Origin of the sequence: Citrobacter sp. Cy070 (genome assembly GCF_030332245.1) — a bacterium.
Classification (GTDB): domain Bacteria; phylum Pseudomonadota; class Gammaproteobacteria; order Enterobacterales; family Enterobacteriaceae; genus Citrobacter; species Citrobacter youngae.
Window position 1 is genome coordinate 200,710 of sequence record NZ_JAOWIG010000089.1, and the last position, 23,886, is coordinate 224,595.

Genomic DNA, 23,886 nt, shown 5'->3' on the forward strand with positions numbered 1-23,886 from the left:
TAAAAGAATAATGGCTATCGAAATCAATGTACCGGACATCGGGGCTGATGAAGTTGAAATCACCGAGATCCTGGTCAAAGTAGGCGACAAAGTTGAAGCTGAACAGTCGCTGATCACCGTAGAAGGCGACAAAGCCTCTATGGAAGTTCCGTCTCCTCAGGCTGGTATCGTTAAAGAGATCAAAGTCTCTGTTGGCGATAAAACTGAGACCGGCAAACTGATCATGATTTTCGATTCCGCCGACGGTGCAGCAGCAGCTGCACCTGCTCCGGCAGAAGAGAAGAAAGAAGCGGCTCCGGCAGCAGCACCTGCTGCGGCGGCGGCGAAAGACGTACACGTACCGGACATCGGCGGCGACGAAGTTGAAGTTACCGAGATCATGGTTAAAGTGGGCGACACCGTTGCGGCTGAACAGTCTCTGATCACCGTTGAAGGTGACAAAGCGTCAATGGAAGTTCCGGCACCGTTCGCGGGTACCGTTAAAGAGATCAAAATCAACACCGGCGACAAAGTGTCTACCGGCTCCCTGATTATGGTCTTCGAAGTGGCGGGCGCAGCGCCTGCTGCAGCACCGGCTCAGGCGGCTGCTCCAGCAGCAGCGGCGGCTCCGGCTGCTTCCGGCTCGAAAGAAGTTAACGTACCGGATATCGGCGGTGACGAAGTGGAAGTCACTGAAGTGATGGTTAAAGTGGGCGATAAAATTGCCGCTGAGCAGTCACTGATCACCGTTGAAGGCGATAAAGCCTCTATGGAAGTGCCGGCACCGTTCGCGGGTACCGTAAAAGAAATCAAAATCAGCACCGGCGACAAAGTTAAAACCGGTTCTCTGATTATGGTCTTCGAAGTAGAAGGCGCAGCACCGGCTGCAGCCCCTGCACAAGCCGCTGCTCCGGCTCCGGCCGCTGCACCTGTTGCAGCACCGGCTCCGGCTGCTAAAGCGGAAGGCAAATCTGACTTCGCTGAAAACGATGCTTACGTCCATGCAACTCCGCTGATTCGTCGCCTGGCGCGCGAATTTGGTGTTAACCTGGCGAAAGTGAAAGGATCTGGCCGCAAAGGTCGTATCCTGCGCGAAGACGTTCAGGCTTACGTGAAAGATGCTATCAAGCGTGCTGAAGCGGCTCCGGCTGCAGCAGCAGGCGGCGGTATCCCGGGCATGCTGCCATGGCCGAAAGTGGACTTCAGCAAGTTTGGTGAAATCGAAGAAGTGGAACTGGGCCGTATCCAGAAAATCTCGGGTGCTAACCTGAGCCGTAACTGGGTGATGATCCCGCACGTTACTCACTTCGATAAGACCGATATCACCGATCTGGAAGCGTTCCGTAAACAGCAGAACGCCGAAGCTGAAAAACGTAAACTGGACGTGAAATTCACCCCAGTAGTCTTCATCATGAAAGCCGTTGCCGCAGCACTGGAACAGATGCCGCGCTTCAACAGCTCCCTGTCTGAAGACGGTCAGCGCCTGACCCTGAAGAAATACATCAACATCGGTGTGGCGGTAGATACGCCGAATGGTCTGGTTGTTCCGGTCTTCAAAGACGTGAACAAGAAGAGCATTACCGAGCTTTCTCGTGAACTGACCGTGATCTCCAAGAAAGCGCGTGATGGCAAGCTGACTGCTGGCGAAATGCAGGGCGGTTGCTTCACCATCTCCAGCATCGGCGGCCTGGGTACTACCCACTTCGCGCCGATTGTTAACGCGCCGGAAGTGGCTATCCTCGGTGTCTCCAAGTCCTCTATGGAGCCAGTGTGGAACGGTAAAGAGTTTATGCCGCGTCTGATGATGCCGATTTCGCTCTCCTTCGACCACCGTGTAATTGACGGTGCTGATGGTGCGCGCTTTATCACCATCATCAACAACATGCTGTCTGACATTCGCCGCCTGGTGATGTAAGCGAAAAAGCCGGCCCGACGGCCGGCTTTTTTCTGGTAATCTCATGAAGTCAGTGAGGTTATTGTGCGAAAGACAAATCGGTTGCCGTTTGTTGTTTCAAAATTGTTAACAATTTTGTAAAATACGGGCGGATAGAACGACCCGGTGGACGACGGGTATAAATTAAGAGGTCATGATGAGCACTGAAATCAAAACTCAGGTCGTGGTACTTGGGGCAGGCCCTGCAGGTTACTCTGCTGCCTTCCGTTGCGCAGATTTAGGTCTGGAGACCGTCATCGTAGAACGTTACAGCACCCTTGGTGGTGTTTGTCTGAACGTCGGCTGTATCCCTTCTAAAGCGCTGCTGCACGTAGCAAAAGTTATCGAAGAAGCCAAAGCGCTGGCTGAACACGGTATCGTTTTTGGCGAGCCGAAAACTGATATCGACAAGATTCGTACCTGGAAAGAAAAAGTTATCACTCAACTGACCGGCGGTCTGGCGGGTATGGCCAAAGGCCGTAAAGTGAAAGTGGTTAACGGTCTGGGTAAATTTACCGGGGCGAACACCCTGGAAGTTGAAGGCGAAAACGGCAAAACCGTGATCAACTTCGACAACGCAATCATCGCGGCGGGTTCCCGTCCGATCGAACTGCCGTTTATTCCGCATGAAGATCCGCGCGTGTGGGATTCCACCGATGCACTGGAACTGAAAACTGTTCCTAAGCGCCTGCTGGTTATGGGCGGCGGTATCATCGGTCTGGAAATGGGTACCGTGTACCATGCGCTGGGTTCAGAGATCGACGTGGTTGAAATGTTCGACCAGGTTATCCCGGCTGCCGATAAAGACGTGGTTAAAGTCTTCACCAAGCGCATCAGCAAGAAATTCAACCTGATGCTGGAAACCAAAGTGACAGCCGTTGAAGCGAAAGAAGACGGTATCTACGTTTCCATGGAAGGCAAAAAAGCCCCTGCCGAAGCTCAGCGTTACGATGCTGTGCTGGTAGCTATCGGTCGTGTACCGAACGGTAAAAACCTCGACGCGGGCAAAGCTGGCGTGGAAGTTGACGACCGTGGCTTCATCCGCGTTGACAAACAGCTGCGCACCAATGTGCCGCACATCTTTGCTATCGGCGATATCGTCGGTCAGCCGATGCTGGCGCACAAAGGTGTTCACGAAGGTCACGTTGCCGCTGAAGTTATCGCCGGTAAGAAACACTACTTCGATCCGAAAGTTATTCCATCCATCGCGTACACTGAACCAGAAGTGGCATGGGTTGGTCTGACCGAGAAAGAAGCGAAAGAAAAAGGCATCAGCTACGAAACCGCCACCTTCCCGTGGGCTGCTTCTGGCCGTGCTATCGCTTCCGACTGCGCAGACGGTATGACCAAACTGATTTTCGACAAAGAATCTCACCGTGTTATCGGTGGTGCGATTGTCGGTACCAACGGCGGCGAGCTGCTGGGCGAAATCGGTCTGGCGATCGAAATGGGCTGTGACGCTGAAGACATCGCGCTGACCATCCACGCGCACCCGACTCTGCACGAATCTGTGGGCCTGGCGGCAGAAGTGTTCGAAGGTAGCATCACCGACCTGCCAAACCCGAAAGCGAAGAAGAAGTAATCTTCCCGCTTTTGTGAAAACGCCTCTTCGGAGGCGTTTTTTTTGCCTTAAGATTCACCGCAATTTTCCCGGCAGTCTCTTAATGACGAGACAACCAATGCGTTGGCTGTTCAGGGCGCTACGGGATGCCAGGTTTTTTCAGGGCTGTACTCAGTCATCGCCTGTGCTTTCTGTTGTGATGCTTCGCCAAGGTTGGCCTGATAAACATTGTCATCGCCGCTAATCATAAAGCTCATTACTCCGGTGTGACCGTAGCTAATCGGCCATGCAATCATGGCGAAACCACTGGCTTTGTCCGGCAGTATGCGGAAACGATAACCGTGATAACCCGTGCCGGGTTCTTGTGGGCTGAAGGCGGGTCCCAGAGGGCTTGGCGCTTCGCCTGGTGTGACGGGCCAGTAAAGCCCATCTTTTTTACCTTCGCTACTGACAATTTTTTGCGCATACGATTTGTTCAGCGCGTAATAGCTTTGCTGCGCGTCAACGTAGGCGTGCAGCGCTTCGATGGCTGAAAGCTCGTTGCGACCGATCGTTCGAGTGAGGATCTCCTCCTGGGCTTCGGTCATATCGAACGCCCAACCTTTGCTGGTTTTCACCATCGGTATGGGTAACTGCCAGTCATCTTGCCCTACGTTGAGATGCGCCATATTGCCCTGCAGCACAATGTGATGGCTCACCTTCCAGTCGCGATTAAAGCGTGCCACTGCTTCCGGATCGGCCCCTTCTGGTGGCAAAAAATGTCGCCAGTTTTCACCCAGTAGCGCCGTGAGCTGCTTTTCATTTTGCTGCGCCACCGCAGCGGCAAATGCACTGGCCGCGTCTTCGGGGGAGGTGAACGCCTGTTGCGCATAGCTCACCAGCGGCAAGGAGAGCAACAGGGCGCTTAACATAATTTTTTTCATCATCGGCTCCGGTTAACGACGGCGAAATTCGTGGTGCTCAGAAAAATTTTCACGTGCCGCAGCGCGCTGCCCGCTGTTGAGGTTGCCCGCGCGACGGCTTTCCTGCCCACGCAGTTGCTGGGACTGCCACGACGGTGAGCGACTGTCATTCCCGCTGAAGACGTTTGAATGCGTATTCTGACGGGAGGCCAGACGTTGTTGCGAGTTGGATGATTCAACGCGTTGGCGAGCGGTTTCCCTTTGCTGCTGTGAAACCGGATGCTGCTGAGCTTTTGACTTCAGTTCAGAGCGGTGCTGCTGTTGCGTAGTGGATTTATTCAGCGTCTTCTGTGCTGCTTCACGACGGCTGTTGTTTTGTGTTTCGTCATAGCCACGATAGTTATTGCGCTGGGCAATTTGATTTAGCTGTGAAGAGGCTGCTTTGCGTTGAGCATCCCGCGATGTCTGACCCGACAAGTTTGCCGGGGAGGTCTGGCTACGCTGTTGGAACTGCGTCATTGCGGCCTGACGCTGGCTGTCTCGTGTGGCAGTGGTGGTCGGTGTATGTTGAGTGGCGCTTAATCCCCCGCTAACGTTGGTCTGATGAAAACGTTGTGCGACCGCGTCGTTCTGGTAAGGCACGCCGTTACGGTACGCAGGGTTATGCTGCCAGGCAATGTTTTGCCCTTTAAGGTTTTGTCCGGATATATGGTTGAAATTGTTAACATCAATATTGATGTTATCTCCGTTGTGCTGGTAGCCATTACCGCCGTGAGGGCCGTCATGGTCATGATAGTCATCATCATGGTGATGGTCGTCGTCATCCCAGTCGATGTTACTGAACAGTGCATACGTCGTCGCAACGCCCAGGCTATAGCCGAAACCTTTGACGAAGCTATCGGCAAACTGCTCGCCCGGAGGGGGCGGCAGATAGACAGGGGGGTAGGCGGTATTAGGCCAACTGCCGTAAACAACGGTTGGATTGTAGTTCGGCACATATACCACCTGTGGATCGGTCGGCTCAATTTTGATAACCGTCGAGGTGGGCGCGCTGCTGGTCACTTTCGTCGTTGATGATGACGGCGTCTGAATCACGGTTGTTTTCTGGGTGTTCGTGACCGTTTGCTGCGGAGTGGATTTTAGCGAGCCTGTTTGCTGAGCCAGCAAACGCAGGCGCTGTACGGCATCCATCACGTCCTGTGGTTGTGCCAGAAACGCATTCCCCAGGTTTTGTACCCAGTCAGGGTTTTCGCCCATCAAGGCCATCAATTGCGGAAATGCCACCAGCGACTTCACGCTGGGGTCCCATGACTGGCCGGACACTGCCTGAATGGCGGCGTCACCTTGCAGTGTCGGATTATCACGAGACCACTGAACCGCCTGCACCACGTTCGATGGATATGTTGAGGCCATCAGCACCTGAGACAGCAACGGGTCAGGGTACAGCGCAACAGGGGCAACCCACTGATCGAGTTGAGCTGTGGTATATGTTGTTGGCGCAACCGGGGCTACTGCGGGAGCCGCCGCAACGGGCGGTTGAGGCGCTGCTGCCGGGGCAGGCTGAGAGGGGGCTTCTGGTGTGCGGCTGTTTACATACAGTACGCCCGCACCGACAAATAACCCTGCACTGCACGCCAGAGCAATGATATGGGGCTTAAAGGGCAACGTCATTTTATCTCTCCCGACTCATTAAGAATCGTCATAGTCATTATGCCTGCCGCCAGTGGGTGCAGTGTTCCGTGAGTATAAAGAGACAATAGTTTAATTTTTGACGAATCTTGGGATCGCTAACGCAAGTTTATTACCAGGGAGCTAAATAATGTGACTAAACATTGCGGGCGAAATTATCATTCCCCTTCTGCCATGACGAAGAGCGTTAGACCATCCTTAACGATTCAGCCAATTTTTTATGTTGCTTTTTTGTAAACAGATTAACACCCAACGAAAATCCTGTTATTGTGCCTTTTGCGGTACCGGGCATTTACCCTACTAACTGCTGTCTCACAGGAGCGTGAAGAGAATCGCCCATATACAAAAGCGCCGCATTATGACAATGAGAGCGAGGAGATATCGTCGTGCTAGAAGAATACCGTAAGCACGTAGCTGAGCGTGCTGCCCAGGGGATTGTGCCGAAACCCTTAGACGCAACCCAAATGGCTGCACTTGTCGAGCTGCTGAAGACCCCGCCTGTGGGCGAAGAAGAATTCCTGTTAGACCTGTTGATTAACCGCGTTCCCCCTGGTGTAGATGAAGCCGCTTACGTTAAAGCCGGTTTTCTCGCCGCTGTCGCTAAAGGTGACACTACCTCTCCGCTGATCACGCCAGAAAAAGCCATCGAACTGCTGGGCACCATGCAGGGCGGTTATAACATTCATCCGCTGATTGATGCGCTGGATGATGCCAAACTGGCGCCGATTGCCGCCAAAGCGCTCTCTTCAACGCTGCTGATGTTCGATAACTTCTACGATGTGGAAGAAAAAGCCAAAGCGGGCAACGAATATGCGAAGCAGGTCATGCAGTCCTGGGCTGATGCCGAATGGTTCCTCAACCGTCCGGCTCTGGCTGAAAAAATCACCGTTACCGTCTTTAAAGTGACCGGTGAAACCAACACCGATGACCTCTCTCCGGCACCGGACGCATGGTCCCGCCCGGATATCCCGCTGCACGCGCTGGCGATGCTGAAAAACGCCCGCGAAGGTATCGAACCGGATCAGCCGGGCGTGGTAGGTCCGATCAAACAGATCGAAGAACTGCAGAAAAAAGGTTACCCGCTGGCCTATGTGGGTGACGTTGTCGGTACTGGTTCTTCGCGTAAATCAGCGACCAACTCCGTGCTGTGGTTTATGGGTGATGATATTCCTCATGTACCGAACAAGCGCGGTGGTGGCTTGTGTCTGGGTGGCAAAATTGCACCAATTTTCTTCAACACTATGGAAGATGCGGGCGCGCTGCCAATTGAAGTGGACGTAAGCAACCTGAACATGGGCGACGTGATTGACGTTTACCCGTTCAAGGGCGAAGTGCGTAACCACGAAACCAACGAACTGCTGGCTACCTTCGAACTGAAAACCGATGTGCTGGTTGACGAAGTACGTGCCGGTGGCCGTATTCCGCTGATTATCGGTCGTGGCCTGACCACCAAAGCGCGTGAAGCGCTGGGGCTGCCGCACAGCGATGTATTCCGTCAGGCGAAAGATGTAGCGGAAAGCAGCCGCGGCTTCTCTCTGGCACAGAAAATGGTTGGTCGCGCATGTGGCGTGAAAGGGATTCGTCCGGGCGCGTACTGCGAACCGAAGATGACCTCCGTAGGCTCTCAGGATACCACCGGTCCGATGACCCGTGACGAACTGAAAGACCTGGCGTGCCTGGGCTTCTCTTCTGACCTGGTGATGCAGTCGTTCTGTCATACCGCTGCGTATCCGAAACCTGTTGACGTGACCACCCACCATACTCTGCCTGACTTCATCATGAACCGTGGCGGCGTGTCGCTGCGTCCGGGCGATGGCGTAATCCACTCCTGGCTGAACCGTATGCTGCTGCCGGATACCGTAGGTACCGGTGGTGACTCTCATACCCGTTTCCCGATCGGTATCTCTTTCCCGGCGGGTTCTGGTCTGGTGGCGTTTGCGGCTGCGACCGGCGTGATGCCGCTGGATATGCCGGAATCTGTTCTGGTGCGTTTCAAAGGCAAAATGCAGCCGGGTATCACCCTGCGTGACCTGGTTCACGCCATTCCGCTGTATGCGATCAAACAAGGTCTGCTGACCGTTGAGAAGAAAGGCAAGAAAAACATCTTCTCTGGCCGCATTCTGGAAATTGAAGGTCTGCCGGATCTGAAAGTTGAGCAAGCATTTGAACTGACCGATGCCTCCGCGGAACGTTCCGCTGCCGGTTGTACCATCAAGCTGAACAAAGAGCCGATCGTTGAGTATCTGAACTCTAACATCGTTCTGCTGAAATGGATGATCGCCGAAGGTTACGGCGATCGCCGTACGCTGGAACGTCGTGTGCAGGGCATGGAAAAATGGCTGGCGGATCCGCAGTTGCTGGAAGCTGATGCTGACGCAGAATACGCGGCAGTGATCGACATCGATCTGGCGGATATCAAAGAGCCGATCCTGTGCGCGCCGAACGATCCGGACGACGCGCGTCTGCTGTCTGACGTGCAGGGTGAGAAGATCGACGAAGTGTTCATCGGTTCCTGCATGACCAACATCGGTCACTTCCGTGCGGCGGGTAAGCTGCTGGATGCGCATAAGGGCCAGTTACCGACCCGTCTGTGGGTGGCTCCACCAACGCGTATGGATGCGGCACAGCTCACCGAGGAAGGCTATTACAGCGTCTTTGGTAAGAGCGGGGCGCGTATTGAGATCCCAGGCTGTTCATTGTGCATGGGTAACCAGGCGCGCGTGGCGGACAACTCAACCGTGGTGTCGACTTCTACCCGTAACTTCCCGAACCGTTTAGGGACTGGGGCGAACGTCTACCTGGCTTCTGCGGAGCTGGCAGCGGTCGCGGCACTGATTGGCAAACTGCCAACGCCGGAAGAGTATCAGACCTATGTGGCACAGGTAGATAAAACGGCTGTCGACACCTACCGTTATCTGAACTTCGACCAGCTGTCTCAATACACCGAGAAAGCCGATGGTGTGATTTTCCAGACCGCGGTGTAATGCGCTAACGCGTTTTGTCTAAAAACGCATCAATGCCCGGAGAAGTCTGCTTCTCCGGGCATTTTTATTTCTATTCCTTATACCCGCTACGCTTTTTTTCTGCCGCGCTGCTGCGATAATTACAGCAAGGCGCAATGCGGTATTGGCGCATTGCCGGGAGCAGAGGAAGACATTATGGATTACGAATTTCTGCGCGATATTACCGGGGTGGTAAAAGTGCGTATGTCCATGGGCCACGAGGTGGTGGGGCACTGGTTTAATGAAGAAGTGAAAGAGAACCTGGCCTTACTGGATGAAGTGGAACAGGCGGCGCGTGCGGTGAAGGGCAGTGAGCGCTCCTGGCAGCGAGCAGGGCATGAATACACGCTCTGGCTGGATGGTGAAGAGGTGATGGTTCGTGCTAATCAGCTGGAGTTCACCGGAGATGAAATGGAAGAAGGGATGAACTACTACGACGAAGAGAGCTTTTCACTTTGCGGCGTAGAGGATTTTCTTCAGGTCGTGGCCGCATATCGTGAATTTGTGCAACAGCGTTAATTCATGCGGAGCCAGCGGGCTCCGCTATGCCTGTTACTTCACGTACGCCAGCAGGCTTAACGAGTCACGCGCCAGCGCTTTGCATTTTTTTGCCGTTGGGATGCCGATACCGCTGAGATCGCGATAGCTGTCCTCACCCAGTGCCTTCATGTTGAAGGTGTCGTAATTACTCAGGTCCCACTGGTTTTGCTGGGCAAAAAAGACCAGTGCGCGACGAATCTGCCCGTTAGGCAAATTCTGGTATCCACAGTCATTTTTCAGAAAAACAAAAACTGCCGTTAAATCGGCCATATCTTCGGCTTCGGACTCACTCAGCGCATAGCTGTTTGCGCATACGGCCATCAGGCTGCCGAACAAAACTGTTCTGAAAAACGTCTTCATTGCTTCTACCACTGCATCACGGAAATTAAACGTTAGCATACTGCGAGCGAAGCGACGACCTTTATTATCAGCCGTTCACTTGACCTTCCCGTAGGGGGAGGGCTTATGCTTAAAAGATAGCCTGCTTAAGCTGCTGAATATAAGGAAATGAATATGCAACGTCGTGACTTTTTAAAGTATTCCGTGGCGCTGGGCGTCGCGTCAGCTTTACCTTTGTGGAGCCGCACCGCTTTTGCGGCTGACCGCCCTGCGTTACCCATTCCAGACCTGTTAACTGCGGATGCTTCTAATCGCATACAACTGATTGTGAAAGCCGGGCAGTCGACGTTTGCGGGGAAAACCGCCACCACCTGGGGATATAACGGTAACCTGCTCGGACCCGCAGTAAAACTGAATACAGGTCAGGCGGTGAGCGTGGATATCCATAATCAGCTGGCCGAAGAGACGACGTTGCACTGGCATGGGCTGGAAATCCCTGGAGAAGTCGATGGCGGGCCGCAAGGTGTTATTCCGGCGGACGGGAAGCGTTCAGTGACCTTTACCCCCGCGCAACGGGCTGCAACCTGTTGGTTCCATCCGCATCAACACGGGAAAACCGGACGTCAGGTTGCGATGGGCCTGGCTGGGTTGGTACTGATTGAAGATGACGAGATCCGCAAACTATTGCTACCGAAGCAGTGGGGTATCGACGATGTGCCGGTGATTATTCAGGACAAACAGTTTTCCGCTGACGGACAAATTAATTATCAGTTGGATATGATGACCGCCGCCGTCGGTTGGTTTGGCGATACGCTGCTAACCAATGGGACGATTTACCCACAACATGCCGCGCCTCGCGGCTGGTTGCGCTTGCGTCTGCTGAATGGCTGTAACGCACGCTCACTGAATATCGCGGCCAGCGATAACCGTCCCCTGTACGTGATTGCCAGTGATGGTGGATTGTTAGCTGAGCCGGTAAAAGTGACCGAACTACCGATGCTGATGGGTGAGCGTTTTGAAGTATTGGTGGATGTGAGCGACGGAAAAGCTTTCGATCTGGTCACATTGCCTGTCAGTCAGATGGGGATGGCGATCGCGCCATTTGATAAGCCACATCCGGTGATGCGCGTTCAGCCGCTGCTGATTACCGCCTCCGGCACGCTGCCGGATACGCTGACAGCTATGCCGGCGCTGCCGTCGCTTGATGGGGTGACGGTACGCAAACTGCAGCTGTCTATGGATCCGATGCTCGACATGATGGGCATGCAAATGCTGATGAAGAAATACGGCGGGCAGGCCATGGCAGGGATGGATCATGGGAAGATGATGGGCCATATGAGTAACGACAATATGGGCCACGGAAACATGGATCATGGCAATATGAACCACGGTGAGATGGGGAATATGCAGCATGGCGGCATGGGCAACATGAAGCAGGATGGCACATTCGATTTCCATAATGCCAACCGGATTAACGGGCTGGCGTTTGATATGAATAAACCGATGTTTGCCGCGACGAAAGGCCAGCATGAACGCTGGGTCATTTCTGGTCAGGGCGACATGATGCTGCACCCGTTCCACATTCACGGCACGCAGTTCCGCATTTTGTCTGAAAATGGCAAAGCGCCTGCTGCGCACCGTACGGGATGGAAAGACACTGTGCGGGTAGAGGGCGGCGTCAGCGAGGTACTGGTGAAGTTTGACCACGATGCGCCGAAAGAACATGCCTATATGGCGCACTGCCATCTGCTGGAGCACGAAGACACCGGCATGATGCTCGGTTTTACGGTTTAAACAACGACGTCTCTGCGCTTGCCCGGCCTGCAGGATATTTCTTGTCGGCTGGGTAAGGCACATCCCCTGCATATTCTGCCATTGAACATAAAGTAATCGCCTTTGGGGCCGATAATCATCACATACCCAATGTGAGTTCAATGGATGAAAAAACGTGATTAAAAATATTCGTGTTATTACCGGTATTCTGCTGGTTCTCGCCATTTTCTGTTTACTGCAGGCCGTTACGGGAAGCCTGTTTTACTCTGCGGTAAACAATGACAGGCATAATTTCCAGAACTCAGGCACCCTCAACGCTCAGCAAGAAAATCTGAGTGACAGCGTCAATACGTTGATTAAAACCCGTGTTACGGTGACGCGCGTCGCCATCCGCTTTTTAAAAAATCAGCGCGATCCCGCCTCGTTGGCCGCGATCAACACGCTGCTCAATACCGCCAGTGATTCAATGAAGAAGGCCGAAGGCTATTTCGCCCAGTATCAGGGATTACCGCAGGTGACAGGGCAAGATCCGCAGATCGCCAGTGAAATGGAAAAGCAGTATCGCCAGATGCACGAAGTGATGAAATTATCGATTGAGTATCTGCGAGCGAATAACTATCAGGCTTATGGCGATCTTGATGCCCAGAAAGCGCAGGATGAGATGGAAACGAGCTATGAGCACTGGCGAAACGAGAATAATGCGCTGCTGCAGCATGCTGCTGCGGAGAATCAGCTTAGTTTTTCCCGTATGCAGTGGACACTGGGAGGCATCGTTCTGGTTGTGCTGATCGTTCTGGGCATGATCTGGAGCGGGTTGCAACACATCCTGCTTAAACCGCTGGCGCAGATTATGGAGCATATTCGCGTCATTACCGGTGGAGACTTAACCCATAAGCTCAATGTTGAAGGTCGCAACGAAATGGGCCGACTGGCGATGGGGTTGGAAGAGATGCAACAGTCGCTGATTTCGACAGTCACTGCCGTACGCAATAGCTCGGAGTCAATTCATACCGGGGCCGCTGAAATATCCTCGGGCAACAACGACCTTTCTTCGCGCACCGAGCAGCAGGCGGCCTCGCTTGAGGAAACGGCCGCCAGCATGGAGCAGTTGACCGCGACAGTGAAGCAGAATACGGACAATGCGAAACAGGCAACCCAATTGGCGAAAAACGCCTCTGATACTGCCGCTCGCGGTGGTCGTGTTGTTGATACCGTTGTGCATACGATGAGTGAAATAGCGGACAGCTCGCAGCAAATCGCGCAGATCACGAACGTTATCGACAGTATTGCCTTCCAGACCAATATTCTGGCGCTGAACGCCGCGGTAGAAGCGGCCAGAGCCGGAGAGCAGGGGCGTGGTTTTGCGGTTGTGGCAGGTGAAGTCCGGACTCTGGCAAGCCGTAGTGCCCAGGCAGCAAAAGAGATCAAAGCGCTGATTGATAATTCAACCCACTGTGTAGGCATGGGATCGCAGCAGGTTTCGGATGCCGGTAAAACCATGGCAGAAATTGTCGCGGCGGTGACCCGTGTGACCGATATCATGGGCGAAATTGCGTCTGCTTCTGAAGAGCAGAGTCGGGGGATTGAACAGGTTAGCCTCGCGGTTTCGCAGATGGACAGCGTGACCCAGCAAAACGCCGCGCTGGTGGAGGAGTCTGCGGCGGCGGCGGCCTCTCTGGAGCAACAGGCCGAGCAGTTGCGGCAGGCCGTTGCGGTATTTCGTATTACCCGCGAGAAGGCGGTGAGTGGGGCTCGAAAACCACTGCAGGACGCTCCGCGCCAGGATCGCGTTGTCTCTACTACCCAGGATCAACATTGGGAAACGTTCTGACCTGAAAAAGTCCGATTTTGCTCACGCTAAAAGCCGGGTTCGTTGCCCGGCTTTCGTGTATTCAGAGCGCGTTAAAATGCGTGCGCAGGCTCTCTGAGTAACTATCAGAGGAATGCGGTCTCTTTGCTGGTATACTTCATCCACTGAATTGTTTGTATGCTGTCGCAAGTTTTGTGGTTAGTGCGAGCCACCGTCTCTTTGGCGGTGTATCAAGGTAAGTGCTTTCTTTCGATTTGCATGATGTGTTAACTGATAAAAATCAGTGAGTTATTTCTTTTATGAAACATACTGTAGAAGTCATGATCCCGGAAGCGGAGATCAAAGCGCGTATTGCCGAACTGGGACGTCAGATTAACGAGCGTTACAAGGACAGCGGCAGTGATATGGTGCTGGTAGGCCTGTTACGCGGTTCATTTATGTTTATGGCTGACCTGTGCCGTGAAGTGCATGTCTCCCACGAAGTCGATTTCATGACCGCCTCCAGCTACGGCAGCGGAATGTCCACCACGCGTGATGTTAAAATCCTCAAAGACCTGGATGAAGACATTCGTGGCAAAGACGTGCTGATTGTTGAGGACATCATCGACTCCGGCAACACGCTGTCAAAAGTGCGTGAAATCCTGAGCCTGCGTGAACCTAAATCTCTGGCGATTTGTACGTTGCTGGATAAACCTTCTCGCCGTGAAGTGAACGTACCGGTCGAGTTTATCGGTTTTTCCATTCCAGATGAGTTCGTTGTTGGCTACGGCATTGACTATGCACAACGTTATCGCCATCTGCCGTATGTTGGCAAAGTGGTGCTATTGGACGAGTAATGGGCTGGAGCGCCTGATGGCGCTTCGCTTATCAGGCCTACGGCGCTGATTTGTAGGCCGGGTAAGGCGTAACCGCCACCCGGCAATATCACCTTACTTATGGTTGCTGTGCTTCTGGCTGAGGTTCGACAACCCCTGTCGGTAGCGTTGCTCCAGTGTTTCGCGGCTGGTAGCCGTGACGTCCAGATCGCGCAGCAGACCATCATGAATACCGTAAGCCCAGCCGTGAATTGTCACTTTCTGACCGCGTTTCCAGGCTGAACGCATAATGGTTGAGTGGCCCAGGTTATAGACCTGCTCCATAACATTCAGTTCGCACAGGGTGTCCATGCGACGTTCCTGCGGCATTTCGCCCAGCAGTGAGCTGTGTTTAAACCAGATATCGCGGATATGCAGCAACCAGTTATCAATCAGCCCCTGTTCTTTATTTTCAATAGCCGCCTGGACGCCGCCGCAACCATAGTGGCCACAAATAATAATGTGTTCCACTTCCAGCACATCCACCGCATACTGAACCACTGAGAGACAGTTCAGGTCGGTGTGAATGACCAGATTAGCAACATTACGGTGAACAAACAGTTCACCCGGTTCAAGACCGGTTAAACGTTCAGCGGGAACGCGGCTATCGGAACATCCAATCCATAGAAAACGCGGATTCTGCGCATGCGTCAGCGTTTCAAAAAATCCGGGATCCTCTTCTATCAGCATCTTTGACCATAGTGCATTGTTGCTGATGAGTGTATCTATGTCTTTCATGGAGTTGTACAACCCGAAGCCAGATAAATTCGATGGGCTAATATAGGGTAACTCCGGCATTATTTAAACTATATATAAAATGTCAGAACGTAAGGTAAGTAAAAAACCATGACCATTGCTCTGGAACTTCAACAACTTAAAAAAACCTATCCCGGTGGCGTTCAGGCGTTGCGTGGCATAGATTTGCAAGTCGAAGCGGGTGATTTCTATGCGCTGCTAGGTCCCAATGGCGCGGGGAAGTCCACCACCATCGGTATTATCAGCTCGCTGGTGAATAAAACCTCCGGGCGGGTGAGCGTGTTCGGCTACGATCTCGATAAAGACACGGTTAACGCCAAGCGTCAGCTTGGGCTGGTGCCGCAGGAGTTCAACTTTAATCCGTTTGAAACCGTGCAGCAGATCGTGGTCAACCAGGCCGGTTACTACGGCGTAGAGTATAAAGAGGCGGTTAAACGCAGTGAAATTTATCTAAAACAGCTCGACCTGTGGGAAAAACGTAACGAGCGTGCGCGCATGCTTTCCGGCGGGATGAAGCGCCGCCTGATGATTGCCCGTGCGCTGATGCACGAGCCAAAATTACTCATCCTTGATGAACCAACTGCCGGTGTTGATATTGAATTACGCCGCTCAATGTGGGGCTTTTTAAAGGATTTAAACGATAAAGGTACGACGATTATTCTAACCACCCACTACCTTGAAGAAGCGGAAATGCTGTGTCGCAATATCGGCATTATTCAGCACGGCGAGCTGGTGGAAAACACCTCGATGAAAAATCTGCTCTCTAAGCTCAAATCTGAGACGTTTATTCTCGATCTGGCGGCGAAAAGTCCGCTACCTAAGCTGGAAGGCTATCAATACCGCCTGGTTGATACCTCCACGCTGGAAGTTGAAGTTCTGCGCGAACAGGGGGTGAACAGCGTGTTCTCGCAGCTGAGCGCTCAGGGTATTCAGGTATTGAGTATGCGGAACAAGGCGAACCGGCTGGAAGAGCTGTTTGTTTCTCTGGTTCATGAAAAACAAGGAGATCGCGCATGATGCAGCTTTACTGGGTCGCGCTGAAAAGCATCTGGGCGAAAGAGATCCATCGCTTTATGCGTATCTGGGTGCAAACCCTGGTGCCGCCCGTTATCACCATGACGCTCTATTTTATTATCTTTGGTAATTTGATTGGCTCACGGATCGGTGAAATGCACGGTTTTAGCTACATGCAGTTTATCGTGCCGGGGCTTATCATGATGGCGGTGATTACCAACTCGTACGCTAATGTGGCGTCGTCGTTCTTTAGCGCCAAGTTTCAGCGCAACATTGAAGAACTGTTGGTTGCACCGGTACCGACGCACGTAATCATCGCCGGTTTTGTCGGCGGTGGCGTGGCTCGCGGTCTGTGTGTGGGCATTCTGGTCACGGCTATCTCACTGTTCTTCGTGCCGTTCCAGGTGCACTCCTGGGTCTTCGTGGCGCTGACGCTGGTGCTGACGGCGGTGCTGTTTTCGCTGGCGGGCTTGCTGAACGCGGTTTTCGCCAAAACCTTTGACGATATCAGTCTGATCCCGACCTTCGTGTTAACGCCGCTGACCTATCTGGGGGGCGTTTTCTACTCGTTAACGCTGTTACCGCCGTTCTGGCAGGGACTGTCGCACTTGAACCCGATTGTCTACATGATTAGCGGGTTCCGCTACGGTTTCCTCGGCATTCACGATGTGCCGCTGGTGACGACCTTCGGTGTGCTGGTGGTGTTTATCGCCGCGTTTTATTTACTGTGCTGGTATCTGATTCAGCGCGGGCGCGGACTGCGCAGCTGACCTCTTTTCCTCTCCCTGAACGGGAGAGGAAACTTTTGATGTTTATCACCCTTACATATTTATCACCCTGATAAACTACTTGCCTGCTAAGGAGGTAGGCGATGCTAGGTTGGGTAATTACCTGTCATGACGATAAGGCACAGGATATGCTGCAGCGTCTGGAGAAAAAGTACGGCCCGTTGGCCCAATGTCAGGCGGTAAGTTTTTGGCGTGGACTCAGCTCGAACATGCTAAGCCGTATGATGTGCCATGCCCTGCATGCTACAGATTCAGGTGAGGGTGTGGTATTCCTGACGGATATGGCTGGGGCTGCGCCTTACCGTGTAGCGTCGTTAATGAGTCATAAACACCCCCAGTGTGAAGTGATTTCAGGTATCAGCTATCCATTGCTTGAGCGAATGATTTCGTCACGGGAATCGCTGAGCAGTTCTGCGTTTCGGGATTGCATCGTCGCACTTGGAGGCCCCGAAGTCTCCAGCCTCTGGCATCAACAACAAAAAAATCCCCCCTTCGTATTGAAGCATGATTTGTATGAGTATTAATCATTGGTATTGATGATGCTTTTGCTACAATAGCCGAGGTTACTCGCCTCGGTTATCTCATATGGTTATGCGCGTTCTGCTTGTTTTATTGCTCCTGTTTTCTGGCAGCGTCGCTGCGGCTTTGCCTGCTCGTTATATGCAAACGACCGAAGCCGCCGCCGTATGGGCGCAGATTGGTAATAAGATGGTGACGGTCGGGAATATTCGCGCCGGGCAAATCCTCGCCGTTGAGCCCATTGCGGCAGATTATTACGAATTCCCCTTTGGCTTTGGTACCGGGTTTATCGATAAGGGGCATCTGGAGCCCGTTCAGGGGCAGCAGAAAGTCGATGACGGTCTGGGCGATCTCAATAAACCGCTCAGCAACCAAAGCCTGGTAACCTGGAAAGATACGCCAGTTTATAACGCTCCGGATGTCGGTAGCGCCCCGTTTGGCGTACTGGCGGATAATCTGCGTTATCCGGTCATCAGCAAGCTCAAAGACCGACTTAATCAGACCTGGTTTCAGATCCGCATTGGTGGCAGGCTGGCCTATATCAGTGCGCTGGATGCGCAGGAAGACCACGGTATTCCCGTGTTGACCTACCATCATATTCTGCGTGATGAAGAGAATACCCGTTTTCGCCACACCTCCACGACGACTTCTGTGCGTGCGTTCAGTAACCAGATGGCCTGGCTCCAGGATCGTGGTTACACCACGTTGACGATGTATCAACTGGAAGGCTACGTGCAGAATAAAATGAACCTGCCTGCACGGGCGGTGGTGCTGACTTTTGATGATGGTCTCAAGTCGGTGAGTCGTTATGCTTATCCGATTCTGAAGCAGCACGGCATGAAGGCAACGGCGTTTATCATCTCCTCACGCATCAAGCGGCACCCGCAGAAGTGGGATCCGAAATCGCTGCAGTTTATGAGCATCTCTGAACTGAATGAGATCCGGGACGTGTTCGACTTCCAGTCGCACACCCATTTTTTACATCGGGTTGATGCGAATCGCCGGCCGATCCTGCTGAGTCGCAGCTATCACAATATTTTGTTCGATTTCGCCCGTTCGCGCCGGGCATTGTCCCAGTTTAACCCTCACGTCCTGTATCTTTCGTACCCGTTTGGCGGTTATAACGCCACGGCGGTAAAAGCAGCAGGCGACGCGGGATTCCACATGGCGGTCACCACGGTGAGAGGGAAGGTTAAGCCGGGAGATAATCCGTTCTTATTGAAAAGGCTTTATATTTTAAGAACGGATTCGCTGGAGACGATGTCGCGGCTGATAAGCAACCAGCCGCAGGGGTAAGGCTATCAGGCAACCTGTACCGGAATAGCTTTCGCGGTACGCTTCATTTCGTTGTCGCCTTCAAAGTAAGCCACTTTCGGGCGCCATGTACGGGCTTCTTCATCAGACATGGTGACGAAGCTGGCGATAATCACAATGTCGCCAACCTCTGCACAATGCGCTGCCGCACCGTTCACCGAGATGATTCTGGAGCCGCGTTCAGCCGCAATTGCATAGGTTGAGAAACGTTTCCCATTCGTCACGTTCCAGATATCAATAGCTTCATTTTCCAGAATACCGGAGGCATCAAGGAAATCCTGGTCGATGGCGCAGGAGCCTTCATAGTGCAGGTCCGCCTGCGTGACTTTTACACGGTGGAGCTTGCCTTGCAGCATGGTGCGAATCATAACTTCTATACCCTGTCGTTTACCTTGGCTAAGCAGGTGCTACTGACCTGCTTTGAGAATTTTCAGGCAGTATTGCCTGATTTTTAACCCCTGTCTACTGGGCTAATGTAACGCTTTGATTATCGATCAGACGAGCCTGACCCAGCCAGGCGGCAACCAGAATCACTGCGCGTTTACTGCTTTCAGTCAGTTCAAGCAGCGTGCCGGCGTCGCGGATCTGAATGTCGTCGGCGCGGAAGCCTTTTTCATTCAGCTCGTGTTCAGCAATGGCGATAATCTCTTCCAGATCGCGTTCCCCAGCCTGTAATTTTTCGCCAATGCGGCTCATCACTTTGTACAAGCCAGGGGCGACTTTACGCTGCTCTGCCGTGAGATAGCCGTTACGCGAGCTTAGGGCTAAGCCGTCTTTGGCGCGAATAATCGGTACGCCGACGATCTCAATGTCATAACCCATATCCGCCACCATTTTGCGGATCAGCGCCAGTTGCTGGAAATCCTTCTCGCCAAAGCAGGCGATATCTGGCTGGATCAAATTAAACAGCTTGCTGACGATAGTGGAAACACCACGGAAGTGGCCCGGACGGCTGGCGCCTTCAAGCATGGTAGACAGTCCCGGAACATCAACATAGGTATGACCTTCCGTGCCCTGCGGATAGATTTCTTTCTCTGATGGCGCAAAGACGATATCGACTTTGCGTTTGTTCAGCTTTTCGCAATCTTCCTGCAGCGTGCGTGGATAGCGCGCCAGGTCTTCCACACGGTCAAACTGCATTGGGTTGACAAAAATACTGACGATCACCACATCAGCCTGAGCTTTTGCTTCATCAACCAGCTTCATATGGCCGTCGTGCAGGTTGCCCATTGTCGGAACCAGCGCGACGCGTTTGCCTTCCTGACGCAGACGACGAATGTGCTGGCGCAGCAGCGGCAGAGTTTCAATAATTAACACTTGGACTCCTTAATGGAAACTGTGTTCTTCACCCGGATAGACGCCGGATTCAACCTCAGCAATATACTGCCGTACTGCGGCGCGCATGTCGCCCGCTTCAGCGAGGAAATTTTTGGCAAATTTAGGGATATGGCCGCCGGTAATGCCAAAGGCATCATGCATGACGAGGATTTGTCCATCAGTGACGTTACCTGCGCCAATACCAATAACCGGAATCGACAACGCATCGGTGACGCGCTTCGCCAGCTCAACCGGTACGCATTCCAGCACCAGCAACTGAGCGCCAGCCGCTTCCAGCGCCAGCGCGTCGTCGAGCAGCGTTTGCCCGGCATCACCACGGCCTTGCACCTTATAGCCACCAAAAATGTTGACGGACTGCGGGGTCAGCCCCAGATGACCGCACACCGGGACCGCGCGTTCGGTGAGCATTTTCACCGTATCGACCAGCCACGCACCGCCTTCTACCTTGACCATGTTGGCGCCCGCACGCATAACCACCGCGGCATTTGCAAAGGTTTGTTCTGGCGTAGCGTAGGCCATAAACGGGAGATCGGAAAGCAGCAGGCAGTTGGGTGCCCCGCGACGCACGGCGCGGGTGTGGTAGGCAATATCTTCAACGGTGACGGGGAGGGTAGAATCATGGCCCTGAACGGTCATGCCCAGCGAGTCGCCAACCAGCATCACATTGATACCTTCGTCGGCAAAGAGTTTCGCGAAGCTGTAGTCGTAAGCCGTAATCGTCGCGAAGCGTTTCTTCTCTTGCTTGTATTTTTGCAGCAATGAGATTGTTGTCGGTTTCATAACATTTCCTGATGGTGAAAGTCATATTTAACGGCATTCTAGCAGTCACATTCAGGGGGGCAATTGATTTAAGCAATCGTTTGGCGCGAAAGCAGTAAACGCTAAAGGGAAAGGATTACTTTACCAGTGTGCAGGTTTTGCTGCACCGAGTTGGGCGAGGTGTTGATGTAGGCTGGTTCCGTCCGGGAAGCTCAGTTCAGGCGCAATTTCATACAGCGGCCACAGCATGAAGCCGCGGCTCTTCATGTCGTAGTGCGGCACGGTCAGACGTTCGGTGTTAATCACTTTATCGCCAAACAGCATGATGTCGAGGTCCAGCGTACGCGGGCCCCAGCGTTCAGCTTTACGTACGCGACCCTGCTGTAGCTCAATACGTTGGGTGTGATTAAGCAGTTCTTCGGGCGCGAGAGTCGTTTCCAGCGCCACGGCCGCGTTCAGGTAGTCTGGCTGATCCTGTGGGCCTAACGGCGGCGTACGGTAAAACGAGGAAACGGCGACGATGCGGCTGTCGGGAATGTCGCCGATCGCTTGCACGGCAGCATTAACCTGCTCCAGAGGTGAGGCTAAATTGCTGCCGAGCGCAATATAAGCGAGGGTCACGCGGAACCTTCGCGACGTGGCGCACGTTTGCGCGGACGACGATGGCGGCGGCGTTCTGGTTCTTCGTCGAGTTCGTTCAACATGCCTTTTTGTTCCGGCGGCGCGGAAACCTGGAATTCGCCCCACCACTGCGCCAGACGCTGCAGTTCGGCGTTATTTTCCACTTCGGCACGCAGGGCCAACAAGTCGTAGGCAGCGCGGAATTTTGGATGCTCCATCAGCTTCCAGGCGCGTTTGCCCTGACGACGGGACATGCGTAACTGAAGCTGCCAGATATCACGGGTGAGCGACGTCAGACGCTTAGGAATAGCCAGCGAGCGGCAGGCTTCGTCCAGTACATCGTTCATCGCCAGTGCGAAAGCGTCGTAATAGGCCAGACCGCTTTCCTGTGCGATTTTCTGCGCTGCTTCCAGTAACGGGTACCAGAACATCGCCGCAAACAAGAATGCCGGATTCACGCGCATATCATTGTGGATACGGGTGTCGGTATTCTTTAGTACCTGGGCAATGATGCGTTCCATCGCGCTGTCACCGTCTTCGGTGAAATAGCGGGTGATGGTTGGGAACAGCGGCTGGAACAGGCTGTACTCACGCAGTTTTTTATAGGTTTCATACCCGTAGCCCGCCTGTAACAGTTTGAGCGCTTCTTCAAACAGGCGTGCGGGGGGAATATCGTTAAGCAGCGTTGCCAGACGTGGGATCGGCTCTGCGGTTTCCGGGCTGATACGCATGTCGAGTTTGGCGGCAAAGCGCACGGCACGCAGCATACGTACAGGATCTTCGCGGTAGCGCGTTTCCGGATTACCAATCAGGCGGATGACGCCATCTTCGAGATCCTGCATGCCTCCGACGTAATCACGCACGGTGAAATCGGCCACGCTGTAATACAGGCTGTTAATCGTGAAGTCGCGGCGCTGGGCATCTTCTTCGATGGAGCCGAAGATGTTGTCACGCAGCAGCATACCGTTTTGCCCGCGCTGTGACGTTGTGCGATCGGACTCACTGCCTTCATGGTGTCCACGAAAGGTCGCAACTTCGATAATTTCCGGGCCAAACATGACATGGGCCAGACGGAATCGACGCCCAACCAGGCGACAGTTACGAAACAGTTTTCGCACCTGATCTGGCGTTGCATTGGTGGTGACATCAAAATCTTTCGGCTTTTTGCCCAGCAAAAGATCGCGTACGCCACCGCCTACCAGCCATGCCTCGTATCCGGCCTTATTGAGCCTGTACATTACCTTCAGGGCATTTTCACTGATATCTTTGCGGGAGATAGAGTGCTGCTCACGCGGGATTACCGTCATATGCGGACGGGCGACGGCAAGCTCGGCCTCGCGCTCCTCACGGCTTAGCACCTTGCGGCAAAAATTAGCGACTCGGGTAAAAATAGTGCACCTCGGTAGTGTCAAACTTCAGTCAGAACAAGTGTTGCTGTGTAAAAATCGCGGCTAATCATAGCTCAGCATGAGTCATTTGAGAATGCCGGATTTACATTCACTGAACCCGGCACAGTCGTAAGCGTCCAATTTTGCACCGCAGTTTGCAGTAATTCTTCCACACTCAGCGCTTGCCACGGTATTACAGTGTTCTGGCCGAGGAAGCGCAACGCGTTAATGAGAACCGGGCGTGGATCGCCGTGCGGCAGGGCAGGCGCATGATTCTGTTTAGAAAGTTTAGCGCCTTGCTCGTTGAGCGCCAACGGCAGATGAATATAGTCCGGTACTTGCCAACCGAACTGTTGATACAACGAAATTTGGCGTACAGTCGGTTCGATGAGATCCGCGCCGCGTACAATCTCTGTTACTCCCTGGAAGTGGTCATCAACCACTACTGCAAGGTTATAAGCAAACAGTCCGTCGCGTCGGTGGATAATAAAGTCTTCCCGTGCAAGCTCTGGGTCGGTGTGAATATTGCCGCGCAGCAGGTCGTTAAAGTGTAAAACGGGATGCTGTTGCTTGATGCGTACCGCTGCATTTTCCGGCCCGTGGCGTAACGCACGGCAATGACCGTCGTAAATCCCGCCAATACTCTGAATACGGGCGCGTGTGCAGGTACAGTAGTAACTTAAATCTTGTTGTTGTAACCAGGCCAGTGCCTCACGGTAGGCGTCATGGCGTTGCGACTGCCACATGATTTCGCCATCCCAGTGCAGTCCATAATGTTCCAGCTGACGCAGAATCGTCTCTGCAGCACCGGGAACTTCACGAGGGGGATCGATGTCTTCAATGCGTACCCGCCAGATTCCGCGCTGTGCACGGGCCTGCAGATAACTGCCGAGGGCGGCTACCAGGGAACCAAAATGCAGTTCACCGGAAGGTGAAGGGGCAAAACGGCCAATGTAGGGTTTGTCTGTCATGTCGATGGATAATATAAAAGAATAAGGCGGGAGAAA

Annotated in this window: 21 protein-coding genes; 11 read left to right on the forward strand and 10 right to left on the reverse strand. The window is 53.3% G+C overall.

All coding sequences use genetic code 11. The features are described from left to right. Positions 1 to 10 precede the first annotated feature (10 nt). Both aceF and lpdA read left to right on the forward strand, forming a co-directional pair. Positions 11 to 1,894, forward strand: a complete 1,884-nt coding sequence (gene aceF, locus OGY19_RS20775; RefSeq protein ID WP_101741396.1) for a pyruvate dehydrogenase complex dihydrolipoyllysine-residue acetyltransferase — start codon at positions 11 to 13, stop codon at positions 1,892 to 1,894. A 175-nt stretch (positions 1,895 to 2,069) separates the two neighbouring features. Continuing rightward, the gene (gene lpdA, locus OGY19_RS20780; RefSeq protein ID WP_003018686.1) at positions 2,070 to 3,494 is read left to right on the forward strand and encodes a dihydrolipoyl dehydrogenase; all 1,425 of its coding nucleotides are present in this window, start codon (positions 2,070 to 2,072) and stop codon (positions 3,492 to 3,494) included. A 110-nt stretch (positions 3,495 to 3,604) separates the two neighbouring features. Here the strand turns inward: lpdA and OGY19_RS20785 are convergent, their stop codons facing one another. Together OGY19_RS20785 and OGY19_RS20790 are read right to left on the reverse strand one after the other, a co-directional pair. After that, complete coding sequence (locus OGY19_RS20785; protein WP_048212676.1) at positions 3,605 to 4,399, reverse strand: DUF2950 family protein; 795 nt, start codon at positions 4,397 to 4,399, stop codon at positions 3,605 to 3,607. Positions 4,400 to 4,408: 9 nt separating this feature from the next. Beyond that, the gene (locus OGY19_RS20790) at positions 4,409 to 6,046 is read right to left on the reverse strand and encodes a DUF3300 domain-containing protein (protein WP_061067257.1); all 1,638 of its coding nucleotides are present in this window, start codon (positions 6,044 to 6,046) and stop codon (positions 4,409 to 4,411) included. 404 nt (positions 6,047 to 6,450) lie between these two features. On the opposite strand from OGY19_RS20790, the gene acnB reads away from it, so the two are divergent. Together acnB and yacL are read left to right on the forward strand one after the other, a co-directional pair. After that, positions 6,451 to 9,048 (forward strand): bifunctional aconitate hydratase 2/2-methylisocitrate dehydratase, encoded by a 2,598-nt coding sequence (gene acnB / locus OGY19_RS20795; RefSeq protein ID WP_115600959.1) that lies wholly within the window; start codon positions 6,451 to 6,453, stop codon positions 9,046 to 9,048. Positions 9,049 to 9,222: 174 nt separating this feature from the next. Further along, positions 9,223 to 9,585 (forward strand): protein YacL, encoded by a 363-nt coding sequence (yacL, locus tag OGY19_RS20800; protein WP_043018447.1) that lies wholly within the window; start codon positions 9,223 to 9,225, stop codon positions 9,583 to 9,585. A 33-nt stretch (positions 9,586 to 9,618) separates the two neighbouring features. Here yacL and OGY19_RS20805 read toward each other — a convergent pair whose 3' ends face one another. Next, the gene (locus OGY19_RS20805; RefSeq protein WP_003018667.1) at positions 9,619 to 9,966 is read right to left on the reverse strand and encodes a YacC family pilotin-like protein; all 348 of its coding nucleotides are present in this window, start codon (positions 9,964 to 9,966) and stop codon (positions 9,619 to 9,621) included. A gap of 153 nt (positions 9,967 to 10,119) precedes the next feature. Here OGY19_RS20805 and cueO point away from each other — a divergent pair, with 153 nt between their 5' ends. The 3 genes from cueO to hpt all read left to right on the forward strand — a co-directional run bounded on the left by cueO (position 10,120) and on the right by hpt (position 14,364). After that, positions 10,120 to 11,739: a multicopper oxidase CueO gene (cueO, locus tag OGY19_RS20810; RefSeq protein WP_115600958.1), complete on the forward strand. Its 1,620-nt coding sequence runs from the start codon at positions 10,120 to 10,122 to the stop codon at positions 11,737 to 11,739. Positions 11,740 to 11,893: 154 nt separating this feature from the next. Next, positions 11,894 to 13,549 (forward strand): methyl-accepting chemotaxis citrate transducer, encoded by a 1,656-nt coding sequence (gene tcp, locus OGY19_RS20815; protein WP_061067262.1) that lies wholly within the window; start codon positions 11,894 to 11,896, stop codon positions 13,547 to 13,549. A 278-nt stretch (positions 13,550 to 13,827) separates the two neighbouring features. Next, complete coding sequence (gene hpt, locus OGY19_RS20820; protein ID WP_003018658.1) at positions 13,828 to 14,364, forward strand: hypoxanthine phosphoribosyltransferase; 537 nt, start codon at positions 13,828 to 13,830, stop codon at positions 14,362 to 14,364. A gap of 93 nt (positions 14,365 to 14,457) precedes the next feature. On the opposite strand, the gene can is transcribed toward hpt, so the two are convergent. Further along, complete coding sequence (can, locus tag OGY19_RS20825; protein ID WP_008786227.1) at positions 14,458 to 15,120, reverse strand: carbonate dehydratase; 663 nt, start codon at positions 15,118 to 15,120, stop codon at positions 14,458 to 14,460. A gap of 108 nt (positions 15,121 to 15,228) precedes the next feature. Here can and OGY19_RS20830 point away from each other — a divergent pair, with 108 nt between their 5' ends. The 4 genes from OGY19_RS20830 (at position 15,229) to OGY19_RS20845 (ending at position 18,755) form a co-directional block, all read left to right on the forward strand. After that, entirely contained in the window at positions 15,229 to 16,155 is a 927-nt protein-coding gene (locus OGY19_RS20830) for an ABC transporter ATP-binding protein (protein ID WP_048212670.1), read from the forward strand. Then, positions 16,152 to 16,922 carry an ABC transporter permease gene (locus tag OGY19_RS20835; RefSeq protein WP_003829467.1) on the forward strand — a complete coding sequence of 257 codons (771 nt, stop codon included), beginning with the start codon at positions 16,152 to 16,154 and terminating at the stop codon, positions 16,920 to 16,922. The genes OGY19_RS20830 and OGY19_RS20835 overlap by 4 nt, the downstream gene beginning before the upstream one ends. A 101-nt stretch (positions 16,923 to 17,023) precedes the next feature. Next, positions 17,024 to 17,464 carry a PTS sugar transporter subunit IIA gene (locus tag OGY19_RS20840; protein ID WP_115600957.1) on the forward strand — a complete coding sequence of 147 codons (441 nt, stop codon included), beginning with the start codon at positions 17,024 to 17,026 and terminating at the stop codon, positions 17,462 to 17,464. A gap of 61 nt (positions 17,465 to 17,525) precedes the next feature. Beyond that, positions 17,526 to 18,755: a polysaccharide deacetylase family protein gene (locus OGY19_RS20845; protein WP_115600956.1), complete on the forward strand. Its 1,230-nt coding sequence runs from the start codon at positions 17,526 to 17,528 to the stop codon at positions 18,753 to 18,755. A gap of 5 nt (positions 18,756 to 18,760) precedes the next feature. On the opposite strand, the gene panD is transcribed toward OGY19_RS20845, so the two are convergent. The 6 genes from panD to gluQRS form a co-directional block, all read right to left on the reverse strand. Further along, positions 18,761 to 19,141 (reverse strand): aspartate 1-decarboxylase, encoded by a 381-nt coding sequence (gene panD, locus OGY19_RS20850; RefSeq protein ID WP_000621526.1) that lies wholly within the window; start codon positions 19,139 to 19,141, stop codon positions 18,761 to 18,763. A 94-nt stretch (positions 19,142 to 19,235) separates the two neighbouring features. Next, a complete protein-coding gene (panC, locus tag OGY19_RS20855; protein WP_115600955.1) occupies positions 19,236 to 20,090 on the reverse strand; it encodes a pantoate--beta-alanine ligase in 855 nt (284 codons plus the stop codon). 9 nt (positions 20,091 to 20,099) lie between these two features. Continuing rightward, on the reverse strand, positions 20,100 to 20,891 hold the full coding sequence (gene panB / locus OGY19_RS20860; protein ID WP_101741403.1) for a 3-methyl-2-oxobutanoate hydroxymethyltransferase: 792 nt from the start codon (positions 20,889 to 20,891) through the stop codon (positions 20,100 to 20,102). A gap of 120 nt (positions 20,892 to 21,011) precedes the next feature. Further along, positions 21,012 to 21,491: a 2-amino-4-hydroxy-6-hydroxymethyldihydropteridine diphosphokinase gene (gene folK, locus OGY19_RS20865; protein WP_115600954.1), complete on the reverse strand. Its 480-nt coding sequence runs from the start codon at positions 21,489 to 21,491 to the stop codon at positions 21,012 to 21,014. Then, complete coding sequence (gene pcnB, locus OGY19_RS20870; protein ID WP_204266837.1) at positions 21,488 to 22,882, reverse strand: polynucleotide adenylyltransferase PcnB; 1,395 nt, start codon at positions 22,880 to 22,882, stop codon at positions 21,488 to 21,490. The genes folK and pcnB overlap by 4 nt, the downstream gene beginning before the upstream one ends. Before the next feature lie 71 nt (positions 22,883 to 22,953). Next, positions 22,954 to 23,850 carry a tRNA glutamyl-Q(34) synthetase GluQRS gene (gluQRS, locus tag OGY19_RS20875; RefSeq protein ID WP_061067265.1) on the reverse strand — a complete coding sequence of 299 codons (897 nt, stop codon included), beginning with the start codon at positions 23,848 to 23,850 and terminating at the stop codon, positions 22,954 to 22,956. Positions 23,851 to 23,886 lie beyond the last annotated feature (36 nt).

What these genes read in the sequence shown, in the direction of transcription:
- panB (WP_101741403.1), bottom strand. Translation starts at nt 20,891, where the DNA reads ATGAAACCGACAACAATCTCATTGCTGCAAAAATACAAGCAAGAGAAG.
- OGY19_RS20830 (WP_048212670.1), top strand. Translation starts at nt 15,229, where the DNA reads ATGACCATTGCTCTGGAACTTCAACAACTTAAAAAAACCTATCCCGGT.
- OGY19_RS20840 (WP_115600957.1), top strand. Translation starts at nt 17,024, where the DNA reads ATGCTAGGTTGGGTAATTACCTGTCATGACGATAAGGCACAGGATATG.
- hpt (WP_003018658.1), top strand. Translation starts at nt 13,828, where the DNA reads ATGAAACATACTGTAGAAGTCATGATCCCGGAAGCGGAGATCAAAGCG.
- OGY19_RS20790 (WP_061067257.1), bottom strand. Translation starts at nt 6,046, where the DNA reads ATGACGTTGCCCTTTAAGCCCCATATCATTGCTCTGGCGTGCAGTGCA.
- lpdA (WP_003018686.1), top strand. Translation starts at nt 2,070, where the DNA reads ATGAGCACTGAAATCAAAACTCAGGTCGTGGTACTTGGGGCAGGCCCT.
- cueO (WP_115600958.1), top strand. Translation starts at nt 10,120, where the DNA reads ATGCAACGTCGTGACTTTTTAAAGTATTCCGTGGCGCTGGGCGTCGCG.
- OGY19_RS20805 (WP_003018667.1), bottom strand. Translation starts at nt 9,966, where the DNA reads ATGAAGACGTTTTTCAGAACAGTTTTGTTCGGCAGCCTGATGGCCGTA.
- aceF (WP_101741396.1), top strand. Translation starts at nt 11, where the DNA reads ATGGCTATCGAAATCAATGTACCGGACATCGGGGCTGATGAAGTTGAA.
- panD (WP_000621526.1), bottom strand. Translation starts at nt 19,141, where the DNA reads ATGATTCGCACCATGCTGCAAGGCAAGCTCCACCGTGTAAAAGTCACG.
- OGY19_RS20785 (WP_048212676.1), bottom strand. Translation starts at nt 4,399, where the DNA reads ATGATGAAAAAAATTATGTTAAGCGCCCTGTTGCTCTCCTTGCCGCTG.
- can (WP_008786227.1), bottom strand. Translation starts at nt 15,120, where the DNA reads ATGAAAGACATAGATACACTCATCAGCAACAATGCACTATGGTCAAAG.
- OGY19_RS20835 (WP_003829467.1), top strand. Translation starts at nt 16,152, where the DNA reads ATGATGCAGCTTTACTGGGTCGCGCTGAAAAGCATCTGGGCGAAAGAG.
- OGY19_RS20845 (WP_115600956.1), top strand. Translation starts at nt 17,526, where the DNA reads ATGGTTATGCGCGTTCTGCTTGTTTTATTGCTCCTGTTTTCTGGCAGC.
- gluQRS (WP_061067265.1), bottom strand. Translation starts at nt 23,850, where the DNA reads ATGACAGACAAACCCTACATTGGCCGTTTTGCCCCTTCACCTTCCGGT.
- yacL (WP_043018447.1), top strand. Translation starts at nt 9,223, where the DNA reads ATGGATTACGAATTTCTGCGCGATATTACCGGGGTGGTAAAAGTGCGT.